Raw genomic sequence first — 26,535 nt, 5'->3', positions numbered from 1 at the left:
CAACTAAAAACCTATTTTTTTAACCGCCATAAAGGAGAGCTCCGGAAACTGACGATATATGTATTGTTCTACTTGCTGGTTGGAAAGCTCCCAATCGGCATGCCATTGGTGCTTTTTCCCCTTTTGATCGGCTTTATTTCCCTTTTGTTTTGTCATATCAAATACTCCCTGTCGAGAGTTAGCAATAGATAGAGATTCTTTAACGATAGTTATCCTTGAACGTTTGACGATCTAAACGCATGAAATACACGGGGCCATGTTCTTCTGGTATATCTGGAACCATTTTAATAATCTGAAATCCGATTTTTTCATAAGCCCGTATAGCGTTTCTATTGCTAACCTCTGGATTAATAATACACCTGTCTACATGTTCATCGGAAAAAACAAACTGACTGAGAAATTGGGATAGAATAGTCGTACTAAGCCCTCTATTTCTATATGCCTCTTCCCCAATAAATAAATCTAAACTGGCTGCATGACTTAGATTAACGTATTTTTCAAATACTGGATAATCCCTCCATTGAAACGTTTGGATATAACCGATCTGAGTATCATCATAAAGAATGAGATACGGATCGGTTGGCTCCACCCTTTTAATATAATCAGAAAACTCTTTGGTGATCTGTTCATAAGACTCTTTTTGGTTGTAAGCCCAAAAACGATTAACTAGGCGGTCATTGCTAATCCAGTTATACATCCGTGGTAAATCTTCTAATGTCAGCCTTCGGAACGTAATATTTGTTGGCTCCATTTTCTTACTTCCCCTTCTCTTGCGAAATGGAGATCCCCCTTCTCATAAGCATAGAAAGAGAGAGCACCCTTTATAGAAAAATGTCCTATGGGATCATGATACATATCTAATCTCTTGCCCCTAGTACATCCGTATTTATAGGTTCGTATCCCATTTGTCTGGCCATCGCTATGATTTGTCCTTTATGGTGGTACTCATGGGTGACGGTATGCAGGAATAGTTTTCGAGGAGTCATGGAAATAGCTTCGCGGGACTCCCGCCAAGGGATCGGTTGTACAATGGGCTCATCCCATTTTAGTGCGTAAGACTCCAGCACTTCATACACATAAGCATCTGCCTTTTCAAAAAGCACCCTAATCTCTTCCATACCTATGGTCGGTAGATGCTCACTAGGTGTAATTGGCTTTTTGGTTTGTAATAACACAAACGATCCTAACCAAGCATGATAACAATTCGCAACGTGCACAAGGGTGTCACGCACATTCTGCCAACCGAACCCCATTTCCCGTGTAAAATCATTTAGTGGCATTTCACCGCAAAAATCAAGCAATGCCTTTCGGTTCTCTTGGACCCATTCATATTCTTTATGATTCATCACATCACACCTTTCTACTTATCCTGGATAAGAATGCTTGTTATTTAGTGTCTGAGCTACTTTCTAAGTCTTGTACTCGCTTTTCTAAATCCTTTATCTTGATATGGAAAATAAAAAAGAAAAATACGGCTAAAACGAATAATACAGCCTCAAGCCCTCCCACGTAACCTTCACCCCCTAAAATTCATCAGACAAAAATCTCTAAATCTACATAACAACAATCAGTGCCTTCATAATAACAGGACCGGCAGCAAAATAAATGTTATAAATATCAGGTGTTAACAAGGAAAGCCTGCCTTTTCCCCTCGAATTAATGGGGAAAGAAAAAGGGGCTTTTGATTGCCGTAGCATAACAAAAGCTCCTTTGATAAACGTTTACGAAAGAGAATCAGATCTATACATTCGCACTTTTGCAGAAATTCTGAGTATCTTTAATGGACGGACCTATCTTAAACCTATGTAAAGGTGCTACTTCTATTGGTTTCCCCTTACATATTCTTCACCTAGATAGCCACTTGTGTCACCCAAGTAGTTTGGCTGCTTGGATCATTTGGGAGGTTGCTTTTTCCGCTTCTTCCAACGACACCTTCTCCCTTGACATATGAAACAAGTATTTCTTATTCTCCCCCCACTGAAGAAAATTCCTCCGTAACGGCCGGTACGATTGTTCTTTTGATTTTCAAATGTTGTTCCTCCGCCATGGACCGATTGTAACGCTTACCCGGGCGTAGAGCGTTGGTCCATTCAAGCTGAAGTAGTAGTGAGCCTTTCTTCTTTACTGGTATTAATGGTCTTTTCCTTGACTATTTTGCTCTTCTTACAACATACCCTTTCCATTAATGGAATCCGAAGATATGGGGATGTCAATCAGAATGAGAATGTCGCATTTATACTCAAATTAGTACGTATAAAGTCAAATGGCTTGTGAATCCCTAACCAACCTTCGGCCCATGAGCCATATGGCCAAGCTAGTTCCCCACAGGATGAGCGCAGATCCGAATCCAACGACAGCCATATATAAATTGACTTGATAGTCCATCCATGCAACATTCACAGGGACAAATATCCATGTTATAACAGGAACTAAACAGAGGAAAACACCAGTAAAATAATAAATCTTGACCTCGAAAAGATAAGCCAACGGCAAAAAATGGAGTCCAACAATCATGGCAATGATGAGGGGGATATGTTCCGTTTGCTCAGTTTTGTTGCAGACAATAATAGCAATCGCGATTGCTATCCCCTCTGCTGCGAAGATGATGTTAAACCACATCCTTAGATTCTTCCCATCCCTCCCCTCTACATTTGTAACCTGATTTGGCAAGTCACGTGAGGTGATCATTAGTAAACAACCACCTGAAACCAACACGATTCCAATAGCTAATGAAAAAATGAACAACCAGGGACTTCCGTAGCCCCCTAATCCCCCTATCCCTGTAGAAACCCACGCAAAACCAAAAAAAGCCATAAATAAAACTCCCGTCGCAATTCCACGTAGCTCGGGCTTAGATAATGGTTGTAATGTGTTCACTAAAACCTTCCTTTCATCTAAATATTTTTTTATCCTCCTTCCGTTCTACGTATTTTCTGTCGTAAAGGTTCCCTTTCCTATAAGTGGTGACGGAAATCCGACACATGGGTAGCGTAATCCAAAAATAACGGCACCATCGCTTACTAGAAATAGTTAAAGAATAATGTAAAACTTTTAATGTGAAACCACATTTTTTAGAAACCTGCAAGCCAGTTGTTCAGAAAGAATATGCTGTCCAAACCATCTAAAGATCACGAACATTCCAAACGATTTCGCCGCGCTCGTCCCACGTACTGTGGTCCCGCCTAAAGCCTATTTTTTCAAGTACTCGGAAGGATGCAGCATTCCAGGAGCGCACTGTTGACCAGAGTCGGTGGCTTCCAGTGGCAATTGCACCATGCAGGACAACGGAAGCCGCTTCGGTCGCATAACCATTTCCGTGTACCCTACGGAACAGCTCGTAAGCGATTTCTGGCTCTTCAAGTGTAGAACGGCCAATAATCAATCCACTGTACCCAATATAATCTCCTTCATCTCGGCGACGAATGGTCAGGGGAGCGATACCTTTTTCCATTGCTTTATCACGTATACTGATGACTCTGTCACGAGCAACAGTGAGAGTGGGCATATCCTGTCCACGTTCGGCAACAAGTTCCCTATACCAGGATGCATCTGATTCCTTCCCCATACTCAGTGACAGTCGATTGGTTTCCATTTCAAACTCCATAGGTTGAAAATTAGCTGTCATCACAAAAACACGCTCCTCTACTCATAGTTTTTAAATCTTTCTAAGCCCCACCTTACACTTCATACACGCCTTACATTTCGCACTTTTTTACGCGGGCAGGAGTTGCATAGTTAATTTAATACAATCATACCGTTTATTGCCTTTTTTAGTTCCCTCTAAATAAATGTGGTAATACACAAAGGAGCTTTTGCAAAACAAAAGCTCCTTACTTTATTTTCAATTATTATCTATCATATTAGCTTGATTCCACGATAACTCTTTCCCATATGCATCTACATGTTTTTTCAAGTTTTCATTCGAAATAGTGTTATAGTGAACCAGATCAAACATGTAGGGAAGAGGATAAATATCATTCAGGTACTCGCTTAATTGAAGAATCGTGCGATGGGACACCTCTTTTCCTACAATCGCCAGGTCCACATCGGAACCGTTCTTATGATTTCCCAAGGCGCGGCTGCCGAACAATAAAACATGTTCAATTTCTGGAAATTTATCCACTGCTTTTTGGATGTAATACAGATCACGCTTCAACAAACCGTACATGGTTATCGTTCCTTTGAAAGTTTATGATATAGTTGTTCAATCATCGGGAAGTAGCTTTCTTTGATTTCTTTGACTAGTTTATCCGCCAAAGCATCATTATACGTATGGGCAGTCAGGTTTCGATCCGCTAAAGCATCCATCCATGGGTGCCCTTCTTCAATGAGACCAATTTGAAAGGCTTGTTTTAACGTCTCTCGCGGGCTTTTCACAGAAAAACCTTCCGCTTCTAAGTAATCTTTTAATACTTTCCATGATAACTCAAAGGTCACTTCAAACAATTGAACCAATCCCGCACGTTCCAAATCGGTTTTTATGGGATGCGTAACATTTTCCTGCAGCACCAGATATGCCTTCTCAAAATTCTCAAACCGTTGTTTCCAACGGACTTCTTTTCCGTGAGCCATGAAAAGTTCCCTCCTTTTCCCCTTCTCCACTTTGACTGTTTCCCTTCCTTTATTTTATCATACCCCTTTACTTTCTGGACAAGTAGCCCTGCAATATTATTCTGAACATTCAAATTATTATAAAAATTCTGCCTACTTAATTTACGATCTCTTTATTCCGAGTATCTTAAACGGTCGTTTTTGATAACAATCTTCCCGAGAAGAAAATTTCACCAATCTTTTAGGAATTTTAGTTCCAAAAGCCGTCTTAAAATCTAAGTTCCAATATATACACTAATCAACCTTTTTGATAATATAAAGATAAGAAAATCGCAAAGGAGTTCCAAAAAATGTTAGTGGGGTATGCCCGGGTAAGTACCAAAGACCAAAACTTACATATGCAGTTTGACGCGTTAATGCGTTATGGTGTGAAAGAAGAAAATATTTATGCCGAAAAAATTACCGGAACGAAAAAAAGTCGTCCGGCGTTTAATGAGATGCTGAAATTTTTACGGGAGGGGGACACCGTGATCGTTTACAAATTGGATCGGATCGGACGAAGCACGAAACACCTTGTGGATCTGATCAATGACTTCCAAGAAAAAGGGATTAACTTCGTTTCCATCAACGAAAACATCGATACGACGACCGCCATGGGAAAATTGGTGTTTACGATTTTCAGTGGATTGGCGCAGTTTGAACGGGATATTATATCGGAACGGACCAAAGCAGGGCTAGAGGCAGCAAGAGCTCGGGGAAGAAAAGGCGGTCGACCCAAAAAGGAACCGGCCAAATTGGATATGGCGTTTCGGATGTATGACAGCAAAGCCTATAGCATTCAGGAGATCCTGGATGCTACGGGGTTAGGGAGAGCTACGTTTTATCGTTACCTTTCTAAGAGAGGATAAATTCACCTATTTTTATAGTTTCCTGTTTTTTAGTTGAACAGTACGTATTTACAACAGATATTTGCAGCATTTTTAGAAAGTAATAATTGTTTATAGGAATAGGGAGGTTGAAATACGTGAACGATTTTTTTGAATTATATAAGAAAGAAATGCAATCTAAGGATACCCGTTATTTTATTTTAGATACTAAAGGTATGAATAAAGAACATGGAGATGTTGACTTTGTCTCTTATGATTGGTCACCTAGTAAATATAACAGAGTAAGAGAGGGAGACCTTTTCTTATATAGACGACCTACTTCAGCGTCAGAAATTAGAGGAAAGTTCTACTTTTTTGGTTCGGGGAAAATAAACTCTATCTATAAAATTGAAGATGATCGCTTAAGAGGAGACATAAGTAAGCCTGTTTATTTTATGCCAGTATTACTTTCAGATGATCTTAAGGATTTTAAATGGGCTTTTAAAAAACGGAAAGATACATGGGAACACTTTTTTAATCAGTATGGAATGAATGAAATTAACCAGGAAGATTTTAGAAAAATAGTTCTTAAGGGAGTTGCTGACAAACAAGACATATCTATAGAAGAAATATCTACAGAAGTAGATATGGTACAACAACAGCAACGAAAGGATTATTTTGTTGATGATCAGCTTAGTACACAAAAGCAGCGCAGGGGACAGAAAGTTTTTTCAGACCAAGTGAAAAAGAATTTTGGTTACCGATGCGCTATTACTGGAATGAGATCCAAAAGCTTTTTAGTAGGCTCTCACATTATACCTTGGGCAAAGAGAAAAGATATTCGACTAGATCCACAGAATGGAATATGTTTATCAGTTTTCCTTGATAAAGCATTCGATCAAGGTTATATCACGATTTCAGAGAAATACAAAGTTATCGTTTCACCTCAAGCGAGCCATGACCGTATCCTATATGAACAACTTCTTCAATATGAGGGCAAGAAGATAATAATTCCACGAGTTCAACCACCTAAGATCAGTTATCTCAAATGGCATAATAAACATATTTTTAAGGGATGATCCCTAAACCATAAAACTCAAAGTCTTCATTTAAATTGCAAGACAATGTATCTCCTTTGTCTTGCAATTATAAAGATAATTGAGACGGTTCATACTTTAACCTACGAATCCATTAATTAAGTGTATTATAAGCATCCGTTGCCTCTTCACTTGGCGATTCATGGCGTTTATCATGTTTTTTAACCTATTACTATATAACAACTCAATTTGTGCAGAAAAAAGTAGAAACAAGTTACGTCCCTGCAATTTTTTAATATCGTTCTAATTCTAATTTTGTTTGTTCAAATGATTTTATATTGCAATTATCGTCACATACTACATCGTATTTATATTTTCTACTAGTAACTACAGCCGAAAAATTATTCTCCTTTACCCCGCTAAACCTTCGAAGAGATAAGCTAGCTTTTGATTCTCCTGATAAGTCTGCTACGCTTTCAAGCATTAACTCTTTATCAAAACTCGCGAAATTCACTTTATCAGGTCTATCAGGATACCTTTCTTTTATTTTTTCAACGGCATATTTTATAAAGTCGTAAGAAGCTGCCCCAGATATACCGATTAATAAATCGTACCAAACATCCCCATATCCTTTTTCAAATTGATTGTTAGTTCTATTAAGCCTCTTATACTCTATTTCTTCTGCTTTCAACGTCTCTTCAATTTCCTCAATTTCTTCCTCTGTTACTATATCAATAATATAAAGTTGATGAATTGAATCAAAATTTTCCCCTTCATTTTCCCCTTCATTTCCGTTATGTATCTCCACTTCAATAAATTGTATAAGCTCATCTATGTTTGTTGGCTCTTTACCTTCCCAGGTTAAAAGAGATATAAGAACATGAGTATTAGAAGTGTTTTCATTAATGGTTAAGTTAAATAAGCTATGGTTATAACTCAGATAATTGCTTAATTTGTCTTCCATTTCTTTTATATTTTCCACACCAAATTCTCCTCCAAATAAATAGTTAGAACCTGTGGCTTTAAAATTCCAATCATCCCAAGTTATGTCATATATATCTATAATTACTTTCATTAATTCTCCCCCCATAAGATAATGGTAATTCAATAAATGCTATATATGGATTTCTTTTTTTTCTTTCTCTCCCTCAAAAGCTGTTTTACTAGTTCTTCTCAAAAAGAATTCTCTTCGTTGCTGTAGTGGTAAGTTACAAAAGATTATTACGGAAATCGGAAACTTCTCTCCAAAAATAAAGAGGAAATTTTAGTTGGGATGTCTTAAGCCCCACTCCCCTTATAAATAGTGGTTTGATGCAATTTAAATGTAATAACAGGCGAAATCAGAATTTAGGAAGCAAGAGCTCGCAGAAGAAAAGGCTACGGCCAAGAAAGAACCAAGCAAACTGGATATGACTTTCCGTAAGAAAAATGATTATTCTTTTCCTCCCAATATACCCATCGATTATCTACCATTTTTAATCCAATGATTACCTGATGTTTACTCTTTACCTTTAATCCAGCGCGCAAAAAAGTTCCAATCCTTGATGGATCCATCATCTTCCAGTACCCCAAGGTATGTCCCGTCTCCTTTACCAACCTGCCATATGGCCTGAGCAGAATTTTCTTTATCTGTTATTCCATTATCTATTATATATTTAAAAAAAATTGATTTTTCTTTTCCAAAAGTTTCAGTGACGTAAGCGACTAGATAAATATCCAGACAACTTGCACCTAATTTGGAAGGATCGGTATTCAATATATGCCCCTTAACAAATTCAATCCTTTCATCCGGTGGAGAGGACAACAATTTGCTTTTGATGGCATCCAGCTGATACGCTTTATAGCTTCTTCTATCCCAAGATGGCAACTGACTTTCATCCCCATGGCTCTCCTCTAACTTCTTAAGCATGTTCTTAAGATTACTAACGGTAGGAATGACGTTTGTATGAATACTTCTTCCTCTTAGATGGTTGGGCAACAAGATTGAGTTAGTGGTATTAATGATCATGAATAGTCCCTCCAAACTTCCCTTAACTTCTACTCACTTCCATTATACCTTCCGTATAAAAATAGAGTGGAATTTTCTCCAAAGACCCGATTATAAATACTTATCCAGTCAGCCTAAAGATTCAAAAAACAAACGTAAACATCAACGTTTACGTTTTCCTTGTTCAAATTAGACCTACGTTACATTAATTATTTGGTGCCAGTTCAATTGCCTGATGTAACGCTTCTTGAAGACTTTTTTCATCCGCTTTACCAGTCCCGGCAATATCAAACGCTGTTCCATGATCCACACTTGTTCGAATAATTGGAAGTCCTACTGTTATATTGACGCCTGATTCTAAACCTAATACTTTGATAGGGCCATGACCTTGATCATGATACATTGCCACTACTATGTCAAAATCCCCACGCACCGCACGAAAGAAGAGCGTATCTACCGGCAATGGACCTTGTACATCAATACCCTCTTCCTGGGCCTGCTCTACTCCTGGTATCACTTTTTCCTCTTCTTCCCCGTATCCAAAAAGTCCATTCTCACCAGCATGCGGGTTAATTCCACATACTGCTATTTTAGGTTTAGGATTGCCTGCCTTAGTTAAGGTGTCGAAAGCCATACGGATAACATTATATACTCGGTTTGGGTTAATCATTGTTATTGCATCTAACAATCCAACATGAGTTGTTACATGAATAACTTTCAGTTTAGGTGAGGAGAGCATCATTGAAAAATTAGTTGTATTAGTCAATTCAGCAAGGATTTCCGTATGCCCTGGATAAAGATGACCACCTTTGTGAAGTGCTTCTTTATTCAATGGAGCAGTACAGATTGCATCGATCTTGTCCTCATTCGCCAGGGTAATCGCTGTTCTTAAGTATTCAAATGCAGCATGGCCAGCTTCTGCAGAAACTCTTCCAAAGGGTAAATCTTCAGGAAGCAGATCTAAATCCAGACAGAGAACCTCTCCTTTCTCCCCAAGAAACTTTTCAGTTTTATGTACCTTCCTAATGGTAATATCTGTACCAAGGATTCTGGCAGCTCGCTCAAGTATTTTTTGATCTCCAATCACCACAGGTATAGCTTGCTCATGAAATCCAGCATCGATCAAGCTTTTAACAATAATTTCAGGTCCTACTCCTGCTACATCCCCCATCGTGATTCCAATGATCTTTTTGGTTCCCATTATTCACGCTCTCCTTTCAATGCTTTCATCGCTCTATAAATTGATTTTTCACTTCCAAACGCTCCAGCTTTAGTTACAACTTCAATCAAACGATCGGTGCCAATTAAAATTCCTTGAGGGATTCCAGCTTCTATCTGTCGTGTAAGCCTGAAGCCTGTGGCACCTAATTGTTTTGATATATCCTTTGCCGTATCTCCTCCAGTCAAAACTAAAGCACGAAGTTCGGGAACATTATTAACAACTTCTCTTGTAATATCCCCCAAAGCTTGTGATATCCTGCCCGCCATATCCAAAGTTGTTAACTGCCACTCACTCGCTTTAAGCTGTACTGCTTCCTTGACTTCTGGAGTAGATGGAAGAATAAAGCACCACATCTTGATGTTGCTCAAAAGCATCTACACAGGCTGTTACAATCAGCTTTTTTTCGTCTTCCCATGTTTCTGTTAGGATTCTTTCTGTTTCAATTTTCACAGAAGAGATGCCAGGTTGTTTTAGTGTATATTTCACTTGATCTTGCGTGGTAGGAGATAGACTTCCACATACCGTAAGAATTTTTGCAGAAATAGGAAGTTCTGTGGTAACTTCTTTTTCTACGAAAAATCGGAATATTTCGGGTAAAACCTCAGCTAACCCTGCAGATCCTGCCCATATGACTTCATCAGTAAAATCAGAGATTGTTTTCGTAATCTCTTTTAAATCCTCTTGATTACGAGCATCACAAATAAGATAATGAACTCCCTCCTGTTTGAGGGATTCTAACTTTTCATTTAAGAGGATTGGATTATTTTTATATGATTCTATAGAAATGACAGCTGTTTTTTCTTTTGTTTCCCTTTCAATAATAGAATCGATACGGGATTCTTTCACTGGGTGCTTTGGATCTTGAGCAAATTCAGTTTCGGAAACGAAAGTCCCGTTCAGCTTATGTACACCGGCTTCTGCCGTTCTTCCATAAGCGGGATATGCAGGTGCTACTACTAAGAATAGCGGGTTAAACACTTCTTTGATTGCCTGCAATTCTATACCAATATACCCTCTAAGAGTTGAATCCATTTTTTTGTAGATGTATTGATACTTATTTTGTTTTAAAAACATAGCTGCTTCCTTGGTAAGTTTATAGGCTTCTTCTTTGGAAAGTGCTCTCGAATCTGTATCAATCACTAAAGTTTCCTCGAGCTGCATAGCACCTAAAGGTAACTGGAATAGAACGGTAGTTTCCAATCCTCTTTCTTTCAACTGTACACCACTATCATTTGCCCCGGTCATATCATCTGCTATAATGCCGAATTTATTACTCATACCAGGATATCCTCGCTTCCTTAAAGACTCACTTATACTTAACTCCTTAATTAAATCACATAGTAAACAAGAATGTAGCAAGGACCATACGTAACCTGACTACTTTGTTATTTGTTCTGTTGCTATATTTTCTACTAATCTATATACCTCCATAAATGGAACAAAATGCTTTCTGGCAACCTTTTTTATTTCCTCATATTCGGGGGAAATTTTATATATTTCTCCGTTTTTAAATCCAATTTTCACCGTCAGTGTACCGTAGGGAGTCTCCACTTTTTGAAAACGACGTAAAAGTATATGCCTTTCCCATTTCGACTTACGGACCCCAAAAGTAGTAGTTTCTCGTAACAGCAAGTCTTCCATGATAAACGCGCTTTCCGGTTTGCATAATACGGTAATCAATATTCCGGGACGGCTTTTTTTCATAGTAATCGGCGTATAATATAAATCCAATGCTCCTTTATCCAAAGCCTCTTCCATTAAGTAACCGAATGCTTCTCCTGGCATATCATCAAGTTGACATTCCACCACTGTAATTGTCTCAGTACTATAATTTTCTTTCGTTTCAAAAAGCATCACCCTCAGTACGTTGGGATGATCAAAATCTTTTTTTCCTGCACCGTAACCGATTTTTTCTATCTGCATTGCTGGCATAGAACCATATTCACTTACTAAAGCTTTAATAAAGCCTGCTCCTGTAGGAGTGGTCAACTCCCCTTCTACAGAGAAATCAGCCAATGGCACACCTGTTAATATTTCTGCTGTTGCTGGTGCTGGGATAGGATATAGTCCGTGTGCCATCATCACTTTCCCATGACCAGTGGGGACAGGAGAGGCAACAATCTTATCTACGTCTAAGCTTTCGAGGGCGAGGGCCACACCAATCACATCAATGATAGAATCCATCGCACCTACTTCATGAAAATGCACGGCAGCAGGGTCCATTCCATGAATTTTTCCTTCTGCTTTAGCAATCACATCAAAGACAGAAAGACTCCTTTCTTTCACTCTGTCAGACAAGTCGCTTTCTCTAATCATTTTCAAAATAGCCGAAGCGTGGCGATGATGATGCGTATGATTATCTGCGCTATGGGAAGGTGTAGGAGTGGTATGGTGATGAAAATGCTTGTGTTCTTCTTCCGTAAAGTGAAGTACTAATGATTTAGAGGAAATTCCCTTTTTCTCTATTTGTTTCACATCCATGATAAATGGATCAATCGGTAGTTTTCGTAATTCGGACAGGATGTACTCCATATCAGCACCTAAATCGATAAGTGCAGCTAGTGTCATATCCCCAGAAATCCCTGACTGGCAATCAAGATATAGGTTTTTCATTGCTGACCTCCTCAGAGACAAGCTGTAAAATAAGTGCCGCCTGGTATGCAGCTCCAAATCCATTATCAATATTTACCACACTCATTCCAGAAGCACACGAGGTGAGCATAGAAAGAAGAGGTGTTAATCCTTCTAAATGAGCTCCGTAGCCAACGGAAGTGGGGACAGCAATAACTGGCCGTTTGACCATCCCTCCGACGACACTTGGAAGAGCCCCTTCCATTCCAGCCACAACAATGAGTACACTAGCTTTTGTGATTTCTTCTCGATGGGCGAGTAAACGATCTATTCCAGCTACACCCACATCATATACTCTCTTTACTTTACAGCCCATCCATTCAGCTGTAAGTGCTGCTTCTTCCGCAACAAATAAATCTGATGTTCCTGCACACATCACCATCACTTCACCAGCATACTGCCGGGTTGGTTCCCCATATAATAAAATTCTTGAAGTTTCATCATACTTCGCTTGTGGGAATGCTTCTAGTAATGTTACTGCTTTTTCTTTTGACAACCGAGTTATCATTACTTTCTGATGATGGCTGATTAATCGATCCATAATTTGCGAGATGTGGTCGGAAGTCTTTCCCTCGCCATAAATCACTTCTGGATACCCTGTACGATCTTCCCGATCTGTGTCTACTTTACAAAAACCTAAGTCATCAAATTTTTTCACACTATTCACCTTCAATCGTTTTTATCATGTAAACAATCCTTCTACGAACCCGACCATATAAATATAATAGATTCCGTAACAGATGCTTAGAATAGCCGTCCCTCTTATCAGTAAAGTGTTGACCTGATGTTTGTTGACAATGAAAAAGAATGGAAAACTAAGCACAAATGTAAATAAAAGCATTCCTACAACCGTGCCGATTCCAAAGGTCCCAATATAGATGAGAGAATCTTTCAGAGAATCCACCACGGAAACTACCAGCAGTGTCATTGCTGCACTCCCTGCAAGCCCATGGATTTGTCCAATAACCATAGATTTGATAAAAAGGTTGCTCGTAATAGCTTTTCGATTTCTTCTTCCATTCTTTTTCTTGGGGAAAAATGGAGAAGTTCCCAAATAGACAAGCATAATCCCCACCCCTAGCTCAAAAGACATTTCCCATGTGCCAGGTATACTTGTTTTAGTAAAATATAGAAGCAGGAAGATTATCAGTAAAGTCAAAGTGTGTCCAATTCCCCAAAAAACACCTAGAAAGCTGGACCGCCATGGGGATTTATTCTTTCCTACAATGGTAGAAACAGCCACGACATGATCCGGCTCCAAAGCATGCTTGATCCCTAGGAAAAAGCCCAGACCAAGGATTGCGAATAAATTTTCCATTTCTGCTATTTCACTGCCTTTTTTATGGTTTTATTCATGCTTCCGCTTTTATATCCGGACAAATCCATCGTGACATAGGTATAACCGAACTCTTGTAACTTAGAAGTAATTTCATCATGATGCTTCAGCAAAACTGGTATGTCTTCCTGCTCCACCTCAATCCTGGCGATTTCTCCATGTGTTCGGACTCGGACCTGGCGAATCCCGGTAGCCCTAATCACTTGCTCTGACCAATCTATTCTCCGTAGTTTTTCAATCGTTATCTCTTCCCCATAGGTAATGCGAGAAGAAAGGCAAGCAAAAGAAGGTTTGTCCCAAGTTCGCAATCCCATCTGTTGAGATAACTCTCGAATCTCACTTTTGTAAAGATTAGCTTCCTGTAAAGGTCCACGGACATTATATTCTCGTGCTGCTTGGGTGCCCGGTCTATGTTCACCAAGGTCATCAGCAATTAACCCAAAGGCAATATTTTTGTACCCTTGCTGTTTCATAATCGGAATGAGATGCTCAAAAAGGCTTTTCTTGCAGAAATAGCAACGGTTACTTGTATTTTCAGCATAGCCTGGTATGTTTATTTCAGATGTTTCGATAATTTCATGCCTTGCATGAAGCTGTGTGGCGAGTTGTTTTGCTTCTTGGAGTTCTTCAAAGGGATATGTTTCACTGTCTGCCGTCACTGCTAGCACCCTTTCTCTACCAAGCGTGTCAATGGCCACTTTTAACAAAAAAGTACTGTCTACTCCTCCTGAGAATGCAATTACTACAGTCTCCATTTCTATCAGAATTTCTTCAAGTTTTTGAAACTTATGTTCTATCATAAATATCCTCCTTTGCCCTTTTTTGGTGTATTTATAAGAAAAAGTATTACTCCTACGAGGGTGCAAAATAAGACAAGCCAAATTGCTTCTACTGTAATCCTAGGGCATACCTACCATGCTCCATCTATTATTCTTCTATATATGGAATCGTTAAAGGTCCAAGAGGTAAGACGGCAATACTCATGTTCTCTCCATAGGTCTCTTTCAAAACTTCTAAGGTTTTTTCAATATCATGGGCAGGGGATAGCATTGCTCCTTTTACTTGCTCATCGGTAAGCTTGGAATAGACAAAAATGTCAGCCCATACTTGTGTTACGGCCTGCTTCTGTACCTGCCACTGATCGAACATTTTAAATTTCGGATCATTGATCATATCTAGTAAATCCTGTGGAGTATCCGCCATTTCAAAAATCTTTGAATAATTCCCATGACTCGGAAGACCATCTGCACATTCAGCAGCTATGATGATGGTTCCGCCTTTTTTCACTATTTTATGCGCAGCACTCATTCCTTTTACAGCCTGATATAGGTTTTGATCAAGGGGATACCCCGAGTTTGAGGCGATTACTACATCAAAACGCTCTTCGCAGCGTATCATGGCGTGCTCTTTAGCAAAGGCACATCCTTTGTCATGGGCTTTATAAAGCTCTCCAGCAAAAACAGCAGAAATATCTTTTTCTCTGTTTAGTGTCACGTTTAACATAAAATGTGGTTTACACATCCGGTTAATTTCACGGGTCATTTCCTGTACGGGGTTATCATTCATATTACCCCAAGTAGAACGAGGATCTCCTATCATACGTGCATTATGGAAGGTCATGATGGTTTCAATCCCTGCAATACCAGGCATGATCCCTTTAGGTCCGCCAGAAAACCCAGCAAAAAAATGAGGTTCGATAAATCCTGTTACTATTCGAAAGTCTGCTTCTACGTATTCTTTATTCAAATAAACATCACAGCCAAATTTACTTTCCCCAAGATTTACTAAAGTTTCTTTATCATGGCAGTGATTATTGATGATACGAATATTATTTACTACCCACTCGCCAAGCATTTGCACAAATTCTTCTCTGGTTTGGTCACGGTGAGTTCCCGTGCCGTTGATTATAACGAAGTTTTCTAATGGCACATGCTTCAATTCTTCAATTAATAACGGAACTAATATATGATTTGGAGTTGGCCTGGTAATATCGCTTATTACGATAGCTACAGTATCCGAAGACTTCACCATGTCTTTTAAAGGAGGAGTACCAATTGGATTTGCAAGCGCTTGGCGAATAACTTTTTCTTCTTCCTTTAAACCTGGTAAATTTTTCGGTTCCACCAAGAAAGATTGTTCTGGCAAATCCAGTGACAAACCTTCTTTCCCATAGAGTAATGTTGTTCTCATATGAATACCTCCTATTATTTCATTTTATACTGTTTTTCCATATTTCTCATAGAAAGATTTAACCCCTGAGAAGTTATCCCAGGGGCTGCACCTTTTAATTGACTGCCGAACGTACCCTTTCTCTCGTATCATGACTATAATTAAGCCTTGGTTCTTCTAACTTGCCATTAATGCCTTTTTTCTTTTGATGTTTGTCAATAAGAATGACTGCAATCGGGCATAAAATAGCGGTAGTAAGGGTAGCAATAGAAATCTGAGCGGTTGCTACATTGGCAATATTCTGGAATGCATTCGCTTCAGCAACACTCATCATTCCTGCACTGGCAGCTACACCGGCAGCAGCTGCTACAGCAGCTGGTGTAGCAGCTGCATTACCTGCTGTTGATGCTTCAGCAACTGGAGCAATATAACTTTTCTCTTTTAATAGCTTGAATACCAAAATTCCCATTCCCCCAGTTAGTACAGTAGTCATTATACCAATTGTTAATCCGGCCACTACGACGGTTGGATTGAAAAAATTAGCTAAGTTCATTCCAGCACCTAGGGCAAATGCAAAAAAAGGTACAGGCAAAATTTCTCCTGGCTTCAAAAATTCACGGATCTCAGAATCTAAATTCCCCAACAACATACCAATGGCAATCGGTAATAAGACGGCAATAAAAGAAATGATTGGGAAACTTGAACCTAGCAAACCTAAGGACATCAGCGTAAAAAATGGTCCGTCATTCAGAGAAAGAATCGCTACAGCACCTACATCTGAACGGTTGCCATACTGCCCGGTCAATGCGGCATACATACCCCCATTACCATTTGTCATACCAGCAATGATCGCCAGAGTAGAAAGACCAAACAATCCACTCATTGGATCGAAGAAATATCCGAATGCCATTCCGACAGCCAGGCCTGTTAGATATTTAGTGGCAGTCAGCATTACCCCTTTTTTTAAAGCTCTTCCGCCTATCCTTAAATCCATTTGACTACCAGCACAGAATAAGAATAATGCAATCAGTACAAGCGCACCATCTTTAAAAAGTTCCTGTGAGAATCCTCCGATTCTCAGAAACTCGTAATAACCTTCCTCAGTAGCTGAAACCCCCAGGCCTTTAAGGACGTTCATGACTGCCGGTATATGCATTTGATCGATTGTATTTAAAAAAGCTCCAAATATCAATGGAACTACCATTAATCCACCAGGTACTTTCTCAATTGATTTTTTAATTTTCAATGTATATTCCTCCCTCTCTGTGTAAACGGTGGTGAAAAAAAGAGCGTACTACCTGTTCGGCACTCGTTGTCAGTAATACATCCGCATTCTTCATGGATTCCCTTAAAGTCAGTGGTCTATTGATAATACTGCTAACGCTTACAACTCCAAACTGATAAAGTATTTCTACACCTTCTCCTACAGATCCAGCAATAATAACGGTCGGAATATTTTCTCTATGTGCAGCTTGGGCTACTCCCATTGGTGTTTTTCCAGAGGCTGTCTGTAAATCTACTTGTCCTTCCCCAGTAATTACCAGGTCAGTACCTTTCAAGGAATCGATTAATCCTGTATGCTCCAGCACAATGTCAATTCCCCGTTTCATTTTTGATGGAAAGAAAGCCAGAAATGCCCCCCCGATTCCACCGGCCGCGCCAGCACCAGGAAGCTCATGAAGCTGGATTCCTGTCACTTTTTCTATCTCATTTGCCCAGTGATCCATATTCTGATCGAGGAGCCTTACCATATCAGGTGTAGCCCCTTTTTGTGGGCCAAAAATATGCGAGGCTCCTTCAGATCCAATAAATGGATTCTGTACATCAGAAGCGATTAAGAATTGACAACCCTTAATTCTTTCATCAAATGACTCCATTTCTATTTTGGTAACTTTGTTTAACTCTCCACCACCATATGCAATTGGTTTAGATTGTTCATCTAAAATATTTAATCCTAGGGCTTGCAACATGCCTGCTCCTCCATCATTTGTCGCAGACCCGCCGAGTGCTAGAATGAAAGATGAAAAACCATCGTCCAATGCTTTTTTTATCAATTGTCCGGTCCCATAAGTAGTGGCCTTTAAAGGAGAAAGCTTTCCATCAGGAATTAACGCGAGGCCTGAAGCGCTTGCCATTTCAATCACACAAGTTTCTCCATCTCCTAAAATTCCATAGGATGCTTCTACCTTATTACCTAATGGTCCTACAACAGTGGCCTCCCTTTTTTCCCCACCAGTCGCAGAGACGAGTGTATCCATCGTCCCTTCTCCCCCATCTGCGACAGGAAGTTGCAGTACTTCTGCTTGAGGAAATACTCTTTTGATCCCTAGGTGGATCGAATTTGAAACTTCCACCGCACTCAGACTTCCCTTAAATGAATCGGGAGCAACTATAATTTTCATTGACTTTCACCCCTTAGTAAGCGCTTCCACGGTTATGAAACTTATTATACTTGCCTTGACGGGGGCTGTCTTCGGATATAATATATGAAATTAGCTTGTAATTTTTTGAATTTTTTGTCTAAAATCAACAAAAGGGGGAGGGAAATGTTAACTTCAGAGATTGCCAATGAGATTGTAAAAGAAACGTCCCTACGAATTAATCGAAACGTCAACATTATGAACAATGAGGGAGTAATCATTGCTGCAAGAGACAGTTCCAGGGTAGGGAGAATTCATGAAGGGGCTATTGAAGTTTTAAAGAGAGGGGAAACATTAATTATTCCTTCTGAACAAAATGAAACTTGGAGAGGGGCACAGTCAGGAATCAATCTACCCATAGTTTTTCAAGAAAGAGTATTAGGAGTCATCGGTATAACAGGGGATCCAGATGATATAGGTGATCTCGGAGGTCTGGTAAAGATGACGACAGAACTTATGATTAAACAAGAGTTCATCGCCTCGCAAATGGAGTGGAGGCAACGTACGAAAGAAATGATAATTGAAGAGTTATTAAAAACAGCCCCATCATATGATCAAATAACACGGGGACTTAATATCCTCCAATTGCAACTTCAGCCCCCTTTTATCATTCTTATAATACAAATAAAAGAGCGCTCCATTCCTAACCAAATATTAATCAATAAACTAGAAGATGTAGTTGGACAGGGTAATGGAATCATTGGTTTTATTAACATTAATCGCTTGTTTATTGGTATTACCGAGGTTAGTGAAAAAAATAACCATAATCAATTTGATAAAATTTATCATTTATTAAAGAGGCTCCATATTAAATTCCGCATGTCCTATAGTCTTCCTTTTTATCAAATCGAAGAATTCAATCAATCTTATTTGGATTGTGACCTCGCTTTAAATATAAGTGACGATTCTAAAGAGCTGGTGTCCTTCGGTAACCTTGAGGCTAAAGCCTTTATTTACCAAATAAATAGAAAAGAAGCAAAAAGGTTTTTCCACAGAGTAAAAGAGAATTTATCCAAAAGTGAAATCCAAACATTAGAGGCATTTTTTTCTGCTAATTTAAACATTCAAAAAACTGCTGAGGCGTTATTTGTTCATAGAAATACATTAATTTACCGTCTACAGCGAATCATGGAAAAAACAGGGTACAACCCTAAAAACTTTCAGGATGCTTTAACCCTACGAATTGCTTTATGGCTTATTGAAAAATTGAAAAATGATTCATAAATTAAGGTCGTCTTTTTCTTATAAAGAATCTGTCTTTTTGCATTGATAAAAGTCTAAAACAAAAGATTGAAAGACTTCTCCCGGGAGTGAGAGATTATAATCCTTATAGATGGTAAACAAGGATCTTTTTAGATTAATCCCTCTAATCATTAACGGTTTTAGCGTTTTTAAATGGATTTCTTTTTGGACGGCGGCTTTCGAAATGATCGATATTCCCAGGCCTGCTTCCACAGCTGATTTGATGGATTCTGTATTCTCCAGCTCCATAATGACATTTAATTTTGAAGGGTTTAAATGATTCTGACTTAGCTTTTCTTCAATCACTTGCCTTGTTCCGGATCCCCTCTCTCGTAAGATAAATGGCAAAGCCATCAGTTGTTCGGTAGAAATATAACCATTATCATCTGGAATTTCCACGTTTTCGTAAGAGGAAATGATAACTAATTCATCTTCTAAAAAGGCTTTCTGTACAAAATCCGGATAAGAGATCATGGATTCGATAAAGCCGAGATGAATTTCTTCATCGCTAAGTTTTTCGATAATTTGTTGGGAATTGTAGAGTTTTAATATGAAATTGATATGGGGGTGTTTAGCTTTAAAACTTGCAAAAAGATAAGGCAAAATATGTTCTCCGATGGTTAAACTTGCCCCAATGATTAAATTACCATGCGTCGAATGAGAAATTTTTTGAATGTCTTTTTTTGTTTCGTTTATTTCTTTTAAAATTTTTTCTGCTGTTTTTAGAAAGAGATCACCAGCAGGTGTCAGATATACCTTTTGGGTAGTACGTTTGAATAAAGGCGCCCCTAGATATTCTTCCAGTTGACGAATTTGCAAACTAACGCTTGGTTGCGATAAATGTAAGGCTTTAGCCGTTTCGGAGAAATTTTTTTTTAGCGCAGCTGTATGAAAGGTTTTTAAATGCTCTAAATTCATTAGGGATCCCCCACTGTTCTCAGATTGTTTTATCGTATAACTTCGCTATGAAGCAAATAAAACCCTTTCATTCCAAAATCCTATAATGTGAAATAAGAAAGACCTGTTAATAGCACGGAGACAATCAACATGGCAATTAAAGGCCGAGAAGCTTTGGTACGAATCGCCTGAAAACTGACATTTAGCCCTAACCCTACCATAGCCATGGTTAATATAAAAGTAGATAGACTGGACACACCTTCCATGACGGAGGTTGGGACGTCAATATATTCGCCAAATACGTAGCTTCCTAAAAGACTCATAAAAATAAACCCAAGTAAAAACCAGGGAAATCCGACTTTTGTTTTACCTGTTTTTGCAACATCGCGTTTATTCATCCAATAGACAAGAATAAAACATAACGGAATCAATAACAAAACGCGCCCCAGTTTTGCTAATAAAGCAATTGCTAATGCATCTTCCCCACCAGGTGCAGCAGCTAAGGCGACATGGGCAATTTCATGCAAACTTACCCCCGCCCAAATACCGTAAGCAGAATCAGAGATCGGTAAAACTGGTCGAATAACCGTGTAGAGAAGAGCAAATACAGTCCCACCCAAGGCAATGATTCCTACGCCAATAGCTGTATCCTCCTCTTTAGACTTTACAATCGGAGAGACTGCCGCGATTGCAGCAGCACCACAAACGGCTGTACCAACAGCAAGCAAAAGGGAGAGTGCAAAATCCGCTTTCAGCCACTTCGCTATTAGCATCATGACTACTAGGACAAAAACAATGGTCCCAATACCTCGAATGAGTAATGGCATTCCTTGATTAAAAATTACATTAATATTTAACTTTAGTCCGTATAAGATAATGGCAAAGCGAAGTAACTTTTTTGCAGAAAACTCAATCCCCGGGCGGATCTGCTCTGGATATTCCCAGATTTGCCGACAAACGATAGCAATAATGATGGCACTAGCCAGTGGTCCTACACGGTCAAACCCCCATAGTTGAGATAACCCAACCCCCAATAAGGCGATAAAAAAAGTAAATGCAATTCCACCAATCCACGGTAATACAATTTGTAACTTTCTTCTCGACTTATTCTCCGATTCAGGATGCTTTTCTTTCTCTAGCTTACGAGCGACTGATTGCTGTGCCATTTTCTAAATTGCTCCTCTCTAGCTTTTTTTAAAACATAGCATAGAAAAGAGTTGTTCATTTATATGGATTATTAATGAACGTTATATTAAAAAATCATAAAAAAGGACAAAAAACAGGAATGATAACAGCTCAGGCCGCCGTAATTACCGAAATTATTTGAAAATTTTATGATTTAATGGTATATTGGTTGGGTCACCAAACCTTTTTTGTCAGTTTCATTTACTATTTACCCCAATCAATACTTTGGGGTGGTTTCAATACGTAAGGTAAGGATGGATTTATAAGCGCCTTAGGAGAGCAAAAAAACTACTGTTAGAACTAAGTATAAAAGGAGGAAAAATAGAAAATGAAAGTGTTGATTACAGAGGTGATACGAGAAGAAGGAATACAACAATTAAAAGCACAAAATATCGAGGTCCAATATGACTCTAACCTATGGAGGGACAAGGAAACCCTTCAAGAGAAAATTCAACATGTAGACGCTTTAATTGTTCGCAATCAGACCCAAGTAGATGAAGCTTTATTAAAGGAAAACAGCGAATTAAAAGTTATTGGAAGACTAGGTGTTGGGTTAGACAATATCAATGTAGCAAGAGCAAAAGAAAAAGGCATTAAGGTAGTTGTCCCTCGCCATGCAAATGCGACTGCGGTAGCCGAATATGTAATGGCAACTTTGTTTCATGCCAACAGACCGATACACTTAGCTAATGAAGATGTAAAACAGGGCGATTGGAACAGAGTGAAACACACAGGAAAGGAAATAAGCCAGACAACCCTTGGACTAATCGGTCTTGGAGAGATTGCACATCGAGTTGCCAAAAGGGCAAAAGCATTTGGCATGGAAGTCATTGGATACGACCCCTTTCTAACGGAGCATGATCATATTATAGCTGAGACGGGAGTTCAGAAGAAGGATTCCATAGAGGAAGTATTGGCTACCGCTGACGCTATATCCATTCATGTACCTCTTACAGACTCGACGAAACATTTAATTTCTGATGAGCATTTTACAATGATGAAACCGACTACTTATATTATCAACTCTTCTAGGGGAGGCATTATTGATGAAATGGCCTTATACCAAGCGCTAAAAAACCAGGAGATTGCCGGTGCTTATCTGGATGTAGTGGAAAAAGAACCAATCGATATCTCTAACAAATTGTTAGCTTTGGAAAACGTCACATTCACCCCGCATATTGCTGGACTTACGAATGAATCCCAATCGCGCATCTCCATGCTTGTTACCCATGAAGTCATAAAACTGTTAAAAGGGAATCCTTCCCTTTGTGTCGTTTAATAAAGGAGGTTTGAAAATGTTTGAGAACTTTGAATTGGAGAGAAAAGGAATTTCAGAAAGAGCTGCCGACCATATTAAACAAATGATTTTAGATGGAAAATATGAAGTCGATCAAAAGCTCCCTGGAGAACGGGAAATGGCACTCAATTTGAAAGTTAGCCGGAATACTGTACGAGAAGCGTATAAAATATTAGAGGCTTATGGGTATGTACGTATTAAACACGGGACAGGTATCTTTGTGGCTTCTGAAGAACAACAGATACGTAAAATGACGGCTTTCTTCTTTGTTAGTACGGACCGAATCAAAGACCTATTTGCCATCAGGAAGGTGCTAGAACGAAATGCTGTCGCCTGGGCTATAGAAAATGCTTCTGAAGAACAGATTGATAAACTAGCAGAAATCGTAGAAGAGGCAAAAAAAGTAGCTAGTCAGGGAAAGGATTATGCCACTCTTGCAAAGTTAGATCACCAGTTTCACCTTTCTTTAGCAGATATATCCCAGAATTCCGTATTGATCCGTATTATGCATAATCTTATCGATTTGTTGGAAGAATCCCGCATGCAAGTGATCCAAATACCAGGAAGGCCGGTGAAATCGGTCGATCAGCATGAGGACATTGTAAACGCCATTAAAGCAAAAGAAGTTTCATTGGCTCAAGATTATATGGAGAAACATCTGGAAAGTGTAGAAACTTCGATTATGGAAAATATAAAAACGAAGGATAAGATAGAATGAGTACATTTCATGTAAAGGATTTAAGAACGTTTTCTACTGAGGTGCTGGCGGCATTGGGGGTAAAATCAGAAGAGGCTGAAACTGTATCGGACGCCCTGTTACGGGCCAACCTCGAGGGGGTAGACAGCCATGGCCTTAGTCGGCTTGTTGTCTATTCTAATCGTCTTAAAGACGATCGCATAAATCCAGCTCCGAACATTCGATTTGAACAAAGGGGGGCTTCCGTTCTCACGGTAGACGGAGATAACGGATTAGGACATGTGGTCAGTTCCAAGGCGGTAGAAAAAGGAATGGAACTGGCCATTGAAAGTGGAATGGCTGGGATAAGCATTAAAAACAGCAACCATTTTGGGACAGCTTCGTATTATTGTCAGATGGCGTGTGAGAAGAATTTGGCTGCTATTGCGTTTACCAACTCACCTCCTGGCATCGCTCCTTGGGGAGGAAGACAAGCTTTTTTCGGTACCAATCCGATTGCTTTTGGGTTTCCCAACGGCAGTAAGCCGCCGGTTATCATCGACCTTTCCACCAGTGTAGTAGCCAGGGGGAAAATTATACTAGCTGATAAACAAGGAGAATCTATCCCGGATGGCTGGGCGCTTGATGAAGAAGGACAGGTAACCAATGATCCTGGTAAGGCATTAACAGGTTCTGTTCTGCCATTGGGAGGAGCCAAAGGATTTGCTCTCGCATTAGCTGTAGAAATTTTATCCGGTGTGCTATCTGGAGCTGCTTTTGGTCCAAATGTCAACAGCATATACCAAGAGGCATCCAAGACTCCTGCCAACGTGGGTCACTTCTTCATACTTATGGATATTGAGAAGTTTATGCCTCATGAAACCTTTCAGCAATCCATGGAACAACTTATTCATCAAATGAAAGAAACTCCAAAAGCCCCGGGATTTGAAGAAATACGATATCCTGGCGAAAGACGGACGAAAGAATTTGAAAGAAGATTAGAAGACGGCATTCCTTTAACACAAAGCGTTCAAGATGAGCTAAAGAGTTTAGGTGAAGCTGTCAATATCCCGTTTCCTCAACCTATTTCTTCCTTTAATCATTCAAAAGCGTAAAAAAAGTTCCGGTCAACATTTTAGCTGACCGGAACTTTTTTCATCTAGATCTTTTCTATAATAAGGGGGGATGATTTTATAGCTGGAAAGCGTTAAGCACTTCGATATAGCTTGGTCATAACAAATTCACGGTGTCCGAGCGCTTCTGCACAAGTCAAACGACCATTAACAACTCGATAGAGATAATCCATTAAGGAACTGCCTGCCTCTGGTAAAGACATTTCCCGAGAGAGCAATCCTTGGACGTCGACATCGATATGCTCACTCATTGTTCCAGCAGTAATCGGATTGGCAGTGACCTTTACTACCGGCTCAATTGGATTTCCGATAATATTTCCTTGACCGGTAGGGAAGAAATGAATCACAGCTCCTGCAGCTGCCATTAACGTAATACATTCAGCTGCGGCAGAAGAAGTATCCATGAAGTATAACCCGTTACCAGAAGTCGGAGCCTCAGCAGGTTCTAAGACACCAATAACATTCTTCGTACCTGTTTTTGCAATATTACCTAGGGCTTTTTCTTCAATCGTAGAAAGACCTCCCGCAATATTTCCTTGAGTTGGTTGGGAACCTAATAAATCAACGCCCTTGGATTCAATCTCCCCAACGTAATCATCATAAATAGCCATAAATTTATCTTTCAACTCCGGTGTGGCCATGCGTTCAGCAATGAGATGCTCTCCTCCGGTTAATTCAGATGTTTCCCCAAAGAACACCGTAGCCCCGGCGTCCACAAGGCGATCGACTGCTTGGGATACAGTCGGACAAGATCCCATACCAGTCGTCGTATCTGATTCTCCGCATTTAATACTGATCGTGAGATCGCTCAACTCAATCGGTTCTCGTTGTAGCTCAGAAGCCCATTGTACATATTCTTTCGCTTCCCGTGAAGCCTTTTGTACCGTTTCCAAGTCTCCACTACGCTCAATATAGAAATAAGATACCGGTTTGCCCGTTTCAGCAATACCATCCGCTATTTTCTTGGTCCAATTTTCTTCAATCCCAATCACAACTACAGCTGCAACATTGGGGTTAGAACCTGTGCCAATTAGGGTTCTGAACAAAAGATCTAGGTCCTCTCCATATTGCAGTCGTCCATAAGCATGAGGCAAGGCTAATGTTCCCTTGACATTATTGGCTACAGCTTCACAAGCCGCATTGGAAATATCATCTACAGGTAAAATAACGACATGATTTCGAACTCCAACTTTTCCATTTTCTCTACGAAAGCCTAACAATTGTTGATCCAACTTTACCACCTCGCCGTTTTAATATTGTGTGTATGAACATAATCGCCTACTTGCCATTCTGTTGTAGTTAAACCAATGGGAACCCCATATTTGAGTACCGGTTCATTGGTAGCCAAGTTCTCTAAAGCAATTTTGTGACCTAGAGGTATATCACCATTTGCAACCACTTCGATGCTCGAATTATCATCCATAAATACCCCAATTACTTTTTCGCCTTCCTTGATATCACTGGTTGCTACACCGACCTGATCTCCTTTGTGATGAATCAAAAACTTATGGACGGCTACATGCTTTTCTTTTTCCCCAGTGGCTATTGCTGAATGTTCGTTTTGCGCCATTTTTTTCACTCCTTTTTTATGTAAGGATCGATTTTTGGTTAGGTGACCCAACCAATTTGTACTTATTGTAAACACTCCCCTGCGAAAAATCAACCCTATTTTCAGAAAATTTTAAACAATGAACCCCTGTTTGGGTAAGCGATTTCTCGTTAGTATCTTGGAATTATTTTAATATTAAAAAAATATTGAATTATTACGCAGATAGTGGTTTAATAAAATTAATATTGGTTGGGTCACTATACCATATTCATTTTTAAGGGAGGGAAGGAATTACATAGATGGATCACACTGGGGACTAGAAAAACCTGAAGAGCCT

Annotated in this window: 29 protein-coding genes; 6 read left to right on the top strand and 23 right to left on the bottom strand. The window is 39.4% G+C overall.

What is annotated here, in order from left to right:
* Window positions 1-3 precede the first annotated feature (3 nt).
* The 7 genes from JOC33_RS20690 to JOC33_RS16750 all read right to left on the bottom strand — a co-directional run bounded on the left by JOC33_RS20690 (window position 4) and on the right by JOC33_RS16750 (window position 4,572).
* A complete protein-coding gene (locus JOC33_RS20690; protein WP_338054550.1) occupies window positions 4-156 on the bottom strand; it encodes a hypothetical protein in 153 nt (50 codons plus the stop codon).
* A 43-nt stretch (window positions 157-199) separates the two neighbouring features.
* Complete coding sequence (locus tag JOC33_RS16775; protein ID WP_205093697.1) at window positions 200-751, bottom strand: GNAT family N-acetyltransferase; 552 nt, start codon at window positions 749-751, stop codon at window positions 200-202.
* Between the two features lie 106 nt (window positions 752-857).
* Window positions 858-1,346, bottom strand: a complete 489-nt coding sequence (locus JOC33_RS16770; protein WP_205093696.1) for a DinB family protein — start codon at window positions 1,344-1,346, stop codon at window positions 858-860.
* A gap of 913 nt (window positions 1,347-2,259) precedes the next feature.
* A complete protein-coding gene (locus tag JOC33_RS16765) occupies window positions 2,260-2,877 on the bottom strand; it encodes a DUF7010 family protein (RefSeq protein WP_205093695.1) in 618 nt (205 codons plus the stop codon).
* A gap of 244 nt (window positions 2,878-3,121) precedes the next feature.
* Window positions 3,122-3,625 (bottom strand): GNAT family N-acetyltransferase, encoded by a 504-nt coding sequence (locus tag JOC33_RS16760; RefSeq protein WP_205093789.1) that lies wholly within the window; start codon window positions 3,623-3,625, stop codon window positions 3,122-3,124.
* Window positions 3,626-3,841: 216 nt separating this feature from the next.
* The gene (locus JOC33_RS16755) at window positions 3,842-4,168 is read right to left on the bottom strand and encodes a nucleotidyltransferase family protein (protein WP_205093694.1); all 327 of its coding nucleotides are present in this window, start codon (window positions 4,166-4,168) and stop codon (window positions 3,842-3,844) included.
* Window positions 4,169-4,170: 2 nt separating this feature from the next.
* Window positions 4,171-4,572: a nucleotidyltransferase substrate binding protein gene (locus tag JOC33_RS16750; RefSeq protein WP_205093693.1), complete on the bottom strand. Its 402-nt coding sequence runs from the start codon at window positions 4,570-4,572 to the stop codon at window positions 4,171-4,173.
* Window positions 4,573-4,901: 329 nt separating this feature from the next.
* On the opposite strand from JOC33_RS16750, the gene JOC33_RS16745 reads away from it, so the two are divergent.
* Window positions 4,902-5,459: a recombinase family protein gene (locus JOC33_RS16745; RefSeq protein ID WP_205093692.1), complete on the top strand. Its 558-nt coding sequence runs from the start codon at window positions 4,902-4,904 to the stop codon at window positions 5,457-5,459.
* Window positions 5,460-5,575: 116 nt separating this feature from the next.
* Complete coding sequence (locus tag JOC33_RS16740; RefSeq protein WP_338054549.1) at window positions 5,576-6,496, top strand: HNH endonuclease; 921 nt, start codon at window positions 5,576-5,578, stop codon at window positions 6,494-6,496.
* A 250-nt stretch (window positions 6,497-6,746) separates the two neighbouring features.
* Here the strand turns inward: JOC33_RS16740 and JOC33_RS16735 are convergent, their stop codons facing one another.
* The 12 genes from JOC33_RS16735 to JOC33_RS16680 all read right to left on the bottom strand — a co-directional run bounded on the left by JOC33_RS16735 (window position 6,747) and on the right by JOC33_RS16680 (window position 18,201).
* Window positions 6,747-7,529, bottom strand: a complete 783-nt coding sequence (locus tag JOC33_RS16735) for a hypothetical protein (protein WP_205093691.1) — start codon at window positions 7,527-7,529, stop codon at window positions 6,747-6,749.
* 423 nt (window positions 7,530-7,952) lie between these two features.
* Window positions 7,953-8,462 carry a hypothetical protein gene (locus JOC33_RS16730; protein WP_205093690.1) on the bottom strand — a complete coding sequence of 170 codons (510 nt, stop codon included), beginning with the start codon at window positions 8,460-8,462 and terminating at the stop codon, window positions 7,953-7,955.
* 184 nt (window positions 8,463-8,646) lie between these two features.
* Window positions 8,647-9,642 carry a 4-hydroxythreonine-4-phosphate dehydrogenase PdxA gene (gene pdxA, locus JOC33_RS16725; RefSeq protein ID WP_205093689.1) on the bottom strand — a complete coding sequence of 332 codons (996 nt, stop codon included), beginning with the start codon at window positions 9,640-9,642 and terminating at the stop codon, window positions 8,647-8,649.
* Window positions 9,642-10,016, bottom strand: a complete 375-nt coding sequence (locus tag JOC33_RS20605) for a nucleotide-binding domain containing protein (RefSeq protein ID WP_275577008.1) — start codon at window positions 10,014-10,016, stop codon at window positions 9,642-9,644. The genes pdxA and JOC33_RS20605 overlap by 1 nt, the downstream gene beginning before the upstream one ends.
* Window positions 9,961-10,941 carry a four-carbon acid sugar kinase family protein gene (locus JOC33_RS16715; RefSeq protein WP_205093687.1) on the bottom strand — a complete coding sequence of 327 codons (981 nt, stop codon included), beginning with the start codon at window positions 10,939-10,941 and terminating at the stop codon, window positions 9,961-9,963. Before JOC33_RS16715 ends, JOC33_RS20605 begins: the two co-directional genes overlap by 56 nt.
* A gap of 99 nt (window positions 10,942-11,040) precedes the next feature.
* Window positions 11,041-12,276, bottom strand: a complete 1,236-nt coding sequence (larC, locus tag JOC33_RS16710; RefSeq protein ID WP_205093686.1) for a nickel pincer cofactor biosynthesis protein LarC — start codon at window positions 12,274-12,276, stop codon at window positions 11,041-11,043.
* The gene (gene larB, locus JOC33_RS16705; protein WP_205093685.1) at window positions 12,257-12,952 is read right to left on the bottom strand and encodes a nickel pincer cofactor biosynthesis protein LarB; all 696 of its coding nucleotides are present in this window, start codon (window positions 12,950-12,952) and stop codon (window positions 12,257-12,259) included. Before larB ends, larC begins: the two co-directional genes overlap by 20 nt.
* Before the next feature lie 24 nt (window positions 12,953-12,976).
* Window positions 12,977-13,612, bottom strand: a complete 636-nt coding sequence (locus tag JOC33_RS16700; RefSeq protein ID WP_205093684.1) for an urease accessory protein UreH — start codon at window positions 13,610-13,612, stop codon at window positions 12,977-12,979.
* 5 nt (window positions 13,613-13,617) lie between these two features.
* On the bottom strand, window positions 13,618-14,430 hold the full coding sequence (gene larE / locus JOC33_RS16695; protein WP_205093683.1) for an ATP-dependent sacrificial sulfur transferase LarE: 813 nt from the start codon (window positions 14,428-14,430) through the stop codon (window positions 13,618-13,620).
* Window positions 14,431-14,557: 127 nt separating this feature from the next.
* On the bottom strand, window positions 14,558-15,820 hold the full coding sequence (gene larA, locus JOC33_RS16690; protein WP_205093682.1) for a nickel-dependent lactate racemase: 1,263 nt from the start codon (window positions 15,818-15,820) through the stop codon (window positions 14,558-14,560).
* A 94-nt stretch (window positions 15,821-15,914) separates the two neighbouring features.
* Window positions 15,915-17,045 (bottom strand): 2-keto-3-deoxygluconate permease, encoded by a 1,131-nt coding sequence (locus tag JOC33_RS16685; protein WP_205093681.1) that lies wholly within the window; start codon window positions 17,043-17,045, stop codon window positions 15,915-15,917.
* Window positions 17,035-18,201 carry a glycerate kinase gene (locus tag JOC33_RS16680; protein WP_205093680.1) on the bottom strand — a complete coding sequence of 389 codons (1,167 nt, stop codon included), beginning with the start codon at window positions 18,199-18,201 and terminating at the stop codon, window positions 17,035-17,037. The genes JOC33_RS16685 and JOC33_RS16680 overlap by 11 nt, the downstream gene beginning before the upstream one ends.
* Before the next feature lie 144 nt (window positions 18,202-18,345).
* On the opposite strand from JOC33_RS16680, the gene JOC33_RS16675 reads away from it, so the two are divergent.
* Window positions 18,346-19,443, top strand: coding sequence for a CdaR family transcriptional regulator (locus JOC33_RS16675; protein WP_205093679.1), 1,098 nt, complete (start codon window positions 18,346-18,348; stop codon window positions 19,441-19,443).
* Between the two features lie 18 nt (window positions 19,444-19,461).
* Here JOC33_RS16675 and JOC33_RS16670 read toward each other — a convergent pair whose 3' ends face one another.
* Window positions 19,462-20,379 carry a selenium metabolism-associated LysR family transcriptional regulator gene (locus JOC33_RS16670; protein WP_205093678.1) on the bottom strand — a complete coding sequence of 306 codons (918 nt, stop codon included), beginning with the start codon at window positions 20,377-20,379 and terminating at the stop codon, window positions 19,462-19,464.
* A gap of 80 nt (window positions 20,380-20,459) precedes the next feature.
* Entirely contained in the window at window positions 20,460-21,524 is a 1,065-nt protein-coding gene (locus JOC33_RS16665) for a YeiH family protein (RefSeq protein WP_205093677.1), read from the bottom strand.
* A 347-nt stretch (window positions 21,525-21,871) separates the two neighbouring features.
* Here JOC33_RS16665 and JOC33_RS16660 point away from each other — a divergent pair, with 347 nt between their 5' ends.
* The 3 genes from JOC33_RS16660 to JOC33_RS16650 are packed head-to-tail and all read left to right on the top strand — an operon-like array spanning window position 21,872 to window position 24,631.
* Window positions 21,872-22,822 carry a hydroxyacid dehydrogenase gene (locus JOC33_RS16660; RefSeq protein ID WP_205093676.1) on the top strand — a complete coding sequence of 317 codons (951 nt, stop codon included), beginning with the start codon at window positions 21,872-21,874 and terminating at the stop codon, window positions 22,820-22,822.
* A gap of 16 nt (window positions 22,823-22,838) precedes the next feature.
* The gene (locus tag JOC33_RS16655; protein WP_205093675.1) at window positions 22,839-23,558 is read left to right on the top strand and encodes a FadR/GntR family transcriptional regulator; all 720 of its coding nucleotides are present in this window, start codon (window positions 22,839-22,841) and stop codon (window positions 23,556-23,558) included.
* Window positions 23,555-24,631, top strand: a complete 1,077-nt coding sequence (locus tag JOC33_RS16650; RefSeq protein ID WP_205093674.1) for an Ldh family oxidoreductase — start codon at window positions 23,555-23,557, stop codon at window positions 24,629-24,631. Before JOC33_RS16655 ends, JOC33_RS16650 begins: the two co-directional genes overlap by 4 nt.
* Before the next feature lie 92 nt (window positions 24,632-24,723).
* Here JOC33_RS16650 and JOC33_RS16645 read toward each other — a convergent pair whose 3' ends face one another.
* Together JOC33_RS16645 and JOC33_RS16640 are read right to left on the bottom strand one after the other, a co-directional pair.
* Window positions 24,724-25,869 carry a UxaA family hydrolase gene (locus tag JOC33_RS16645; protein ID WP_275577007.1) on the bottom strand — a complete coding sequence of 382 codons (1,146 nt, stop codon included), beginning with the start codon at window positions 25,867-25,869 and terminating at the stop codon, window positions 24,724-24,726.
* A gap of 14 nt (window positions 25,870-25,883) precedes the next feature.
* Entirely contained in the window at window positions 25,884-26,219 is a 336-nt protein-coding gene (locus tag JOC33_RS16640; RefSeq protein WP_205093672.1) for a UxaA family hydrolase, read from the bottom strand.
* Window positions 26,220-26,535 lie beyond the last annotated feature (316 nt).

Source organism: Thalassobacillus pellis (assembly GCF_016908295.1).
Taxonomy (GTDB): Bacteria; Bacillota; Bacilli; order Bacillales; family Halobacillaceae; genus Thalassobacillus; species Thalassobacillus pellis.
Note: the sequence above shows the minus strand (reverse complement) of the source record. Positions and strands in the feature narration are given on the sequence as shown.

Bases quoted from the DNA above. Each gene is read 5' to 3' on its own strand.
- JOC33_RS20690 (WP_338054550.1), bottom strand. From the start codon at position 156: ATGACAAAACAAAAGGGAAATAAAGCCGATCAAAAGGGGAAAAAGCAC.
- JOC33_RS16775 (WP_205093697.1), bottom strand. From the start codon at position 751: ATGGAGCCAACAAATATTACGTTCCGAAGGCTGACATTAGAAGATTTA.
- JOC33_RS16770 (WP_205093696.1), bottom strand. From the start codon at position 1,346: ATGAATCATAAAGAATATGAATGGGTCCAAGAGAACCGAAAGGCATTG.
- JOC33_RS16760 (WP_205093789.1), bottom strand. From the start codon at position 3,625: ATGACAGCTAATTTTCAACCTATGGAGTTTGAAATGGAAACCAATCGA.
- JOC33_RS16755 (WP_205093694.1), bottom strand. From the start codon at position 4,168: ATGTACGGTTTGTTGAAGCGTGATCTGTATTACATCCAAAAAGCAGTG.
- JOC33_RS16750 (WP_205093693.1), bottom strand. From the start codon at position 4,572: ATGGCTCACGGAAAAGAAGTCCGTTGGAAACAACGGTTTGAGAATTTT.
- JOC33_RS16745 (WP_205093692.1), top strand. From the start codon at position 4,902: ATGTTAGTGGGGTATGCCCGGGTAAGTACCAAAGACCAAAACTTACAT.
- JOC33_RS16735 (WP_205093691.1), bottom strand. From the start codon at position 7,529: ATGAAAGTAATTATAGATATATATGACATAACTTGGGATGATTGGAAT.
- JOC33_RS16730 (WP_205093690.1), bottom strand. From the start codon at position 8,462: ATGATCATTAATACCACTAACTCAATCTTGTTGCCCAACCATCTAAGA.
- pdxA (WP_205093689.1), bottom strand. From the start codon at position 9,642: ATGGGAACCAAAAAGATCATTGGAATCACGATGGGGGATGTAGCAGGA.
- JOC33_RS20605 (WP_275577008.1), bottom strand. From the start codon at position 10,016: ATGTGGTGCTTTATTCTTCCATCTACTCCAGAAGTCAAGGAAGCAGTA.
- JOC33_RS16715 (WP_205093687.1), bottom strand. From the start codon at position 10,941: ATGAGTAATAAATTCGGCATTATAGCAGATGATATGACCGGGGCAAAT.
- larC (WP_205093686.1), bottom strand. From the start codon at position 12,276: ATGAAAAACCTATATCTTGATTGCCAGTCAGGGATTTCTGGGGATATG.
- JOC33_RS16700 (WP_205093684.1), bottom strand. From the start codon at position 13,612: ATGGAAAATTTATTCGCAATCCTTGGTCTGGGCTTTTTCCTAGGGATC.
- larE (WP_205093683.1), bottom strand. From the start codon at position 14,430: ATGATAGAACATAAGTTTCAAAAACTTGAAGAAATTCTGATAGAAATG.
- larA (WP_205093682.1), bottom strand. From the start codon at position 15,820: ATGAGAACAACATTACTCTATGGGAAAGAAGGTTTGTCACTGGATTTG.
- JOC33_RS16680 (WP_205093680.1), bottom strand. From the start codon at position 18,201: ATGAAAATTATAGTTGCTCCCGATTCATTTAAGGGAAGTCTGAGTGCG.
- JOC33_RS16675 (WP_205093679.1), top strand. From the start codon at position 18,346: ATGTTAACTTCAGAGATTGCCAATGAGATTGTAAAAGAAACGTCCCTA.
- JOC33_RS16670 (WP_205093678.1), bottom strand. From the start codon at position 20,379: ATGAATTTAGAGCATTTAAAAACCTTTCATACAGCTGCGCTAAAAAAA.
- JOC33_RS16665 (WP_205093677.1), bottom strand. From the start codon at position 21,524: ATGGCACAGCAATCAGTCGCTCGTAAGCTAGAGAAAGAAAAGCATCCT.
- JOC33_RS16660 (WP_205093676.1), top strand. From the start codon at position 21,872: ATGAAAGTGTTGATTACAGAGGTGATACGAGAAGAAGGAATACAACAA.
- JOC33_RS16655 (WP_205093675.1), top strand. From the start codon at position 22,839: ATGTTTGAGAACTTTGAATTGGAGAGAAAAGGAATTTCAGAAAGAGCT.
- JOC33_RS16650 (WP_205093674.1), top strand. From the start codon at position 23,555: ATGAGTACATTTCATGTAAAGGATTTAAGAACGTTTTCTACTGAGGTG.
- JOC33_RS16640 (WP_205093672.1), bottom strand. From the start codon at position 26,219: ATGGCGCAAAACGAACATTCAGCAATAGCCACTGGGGAAAAAGAAAAG.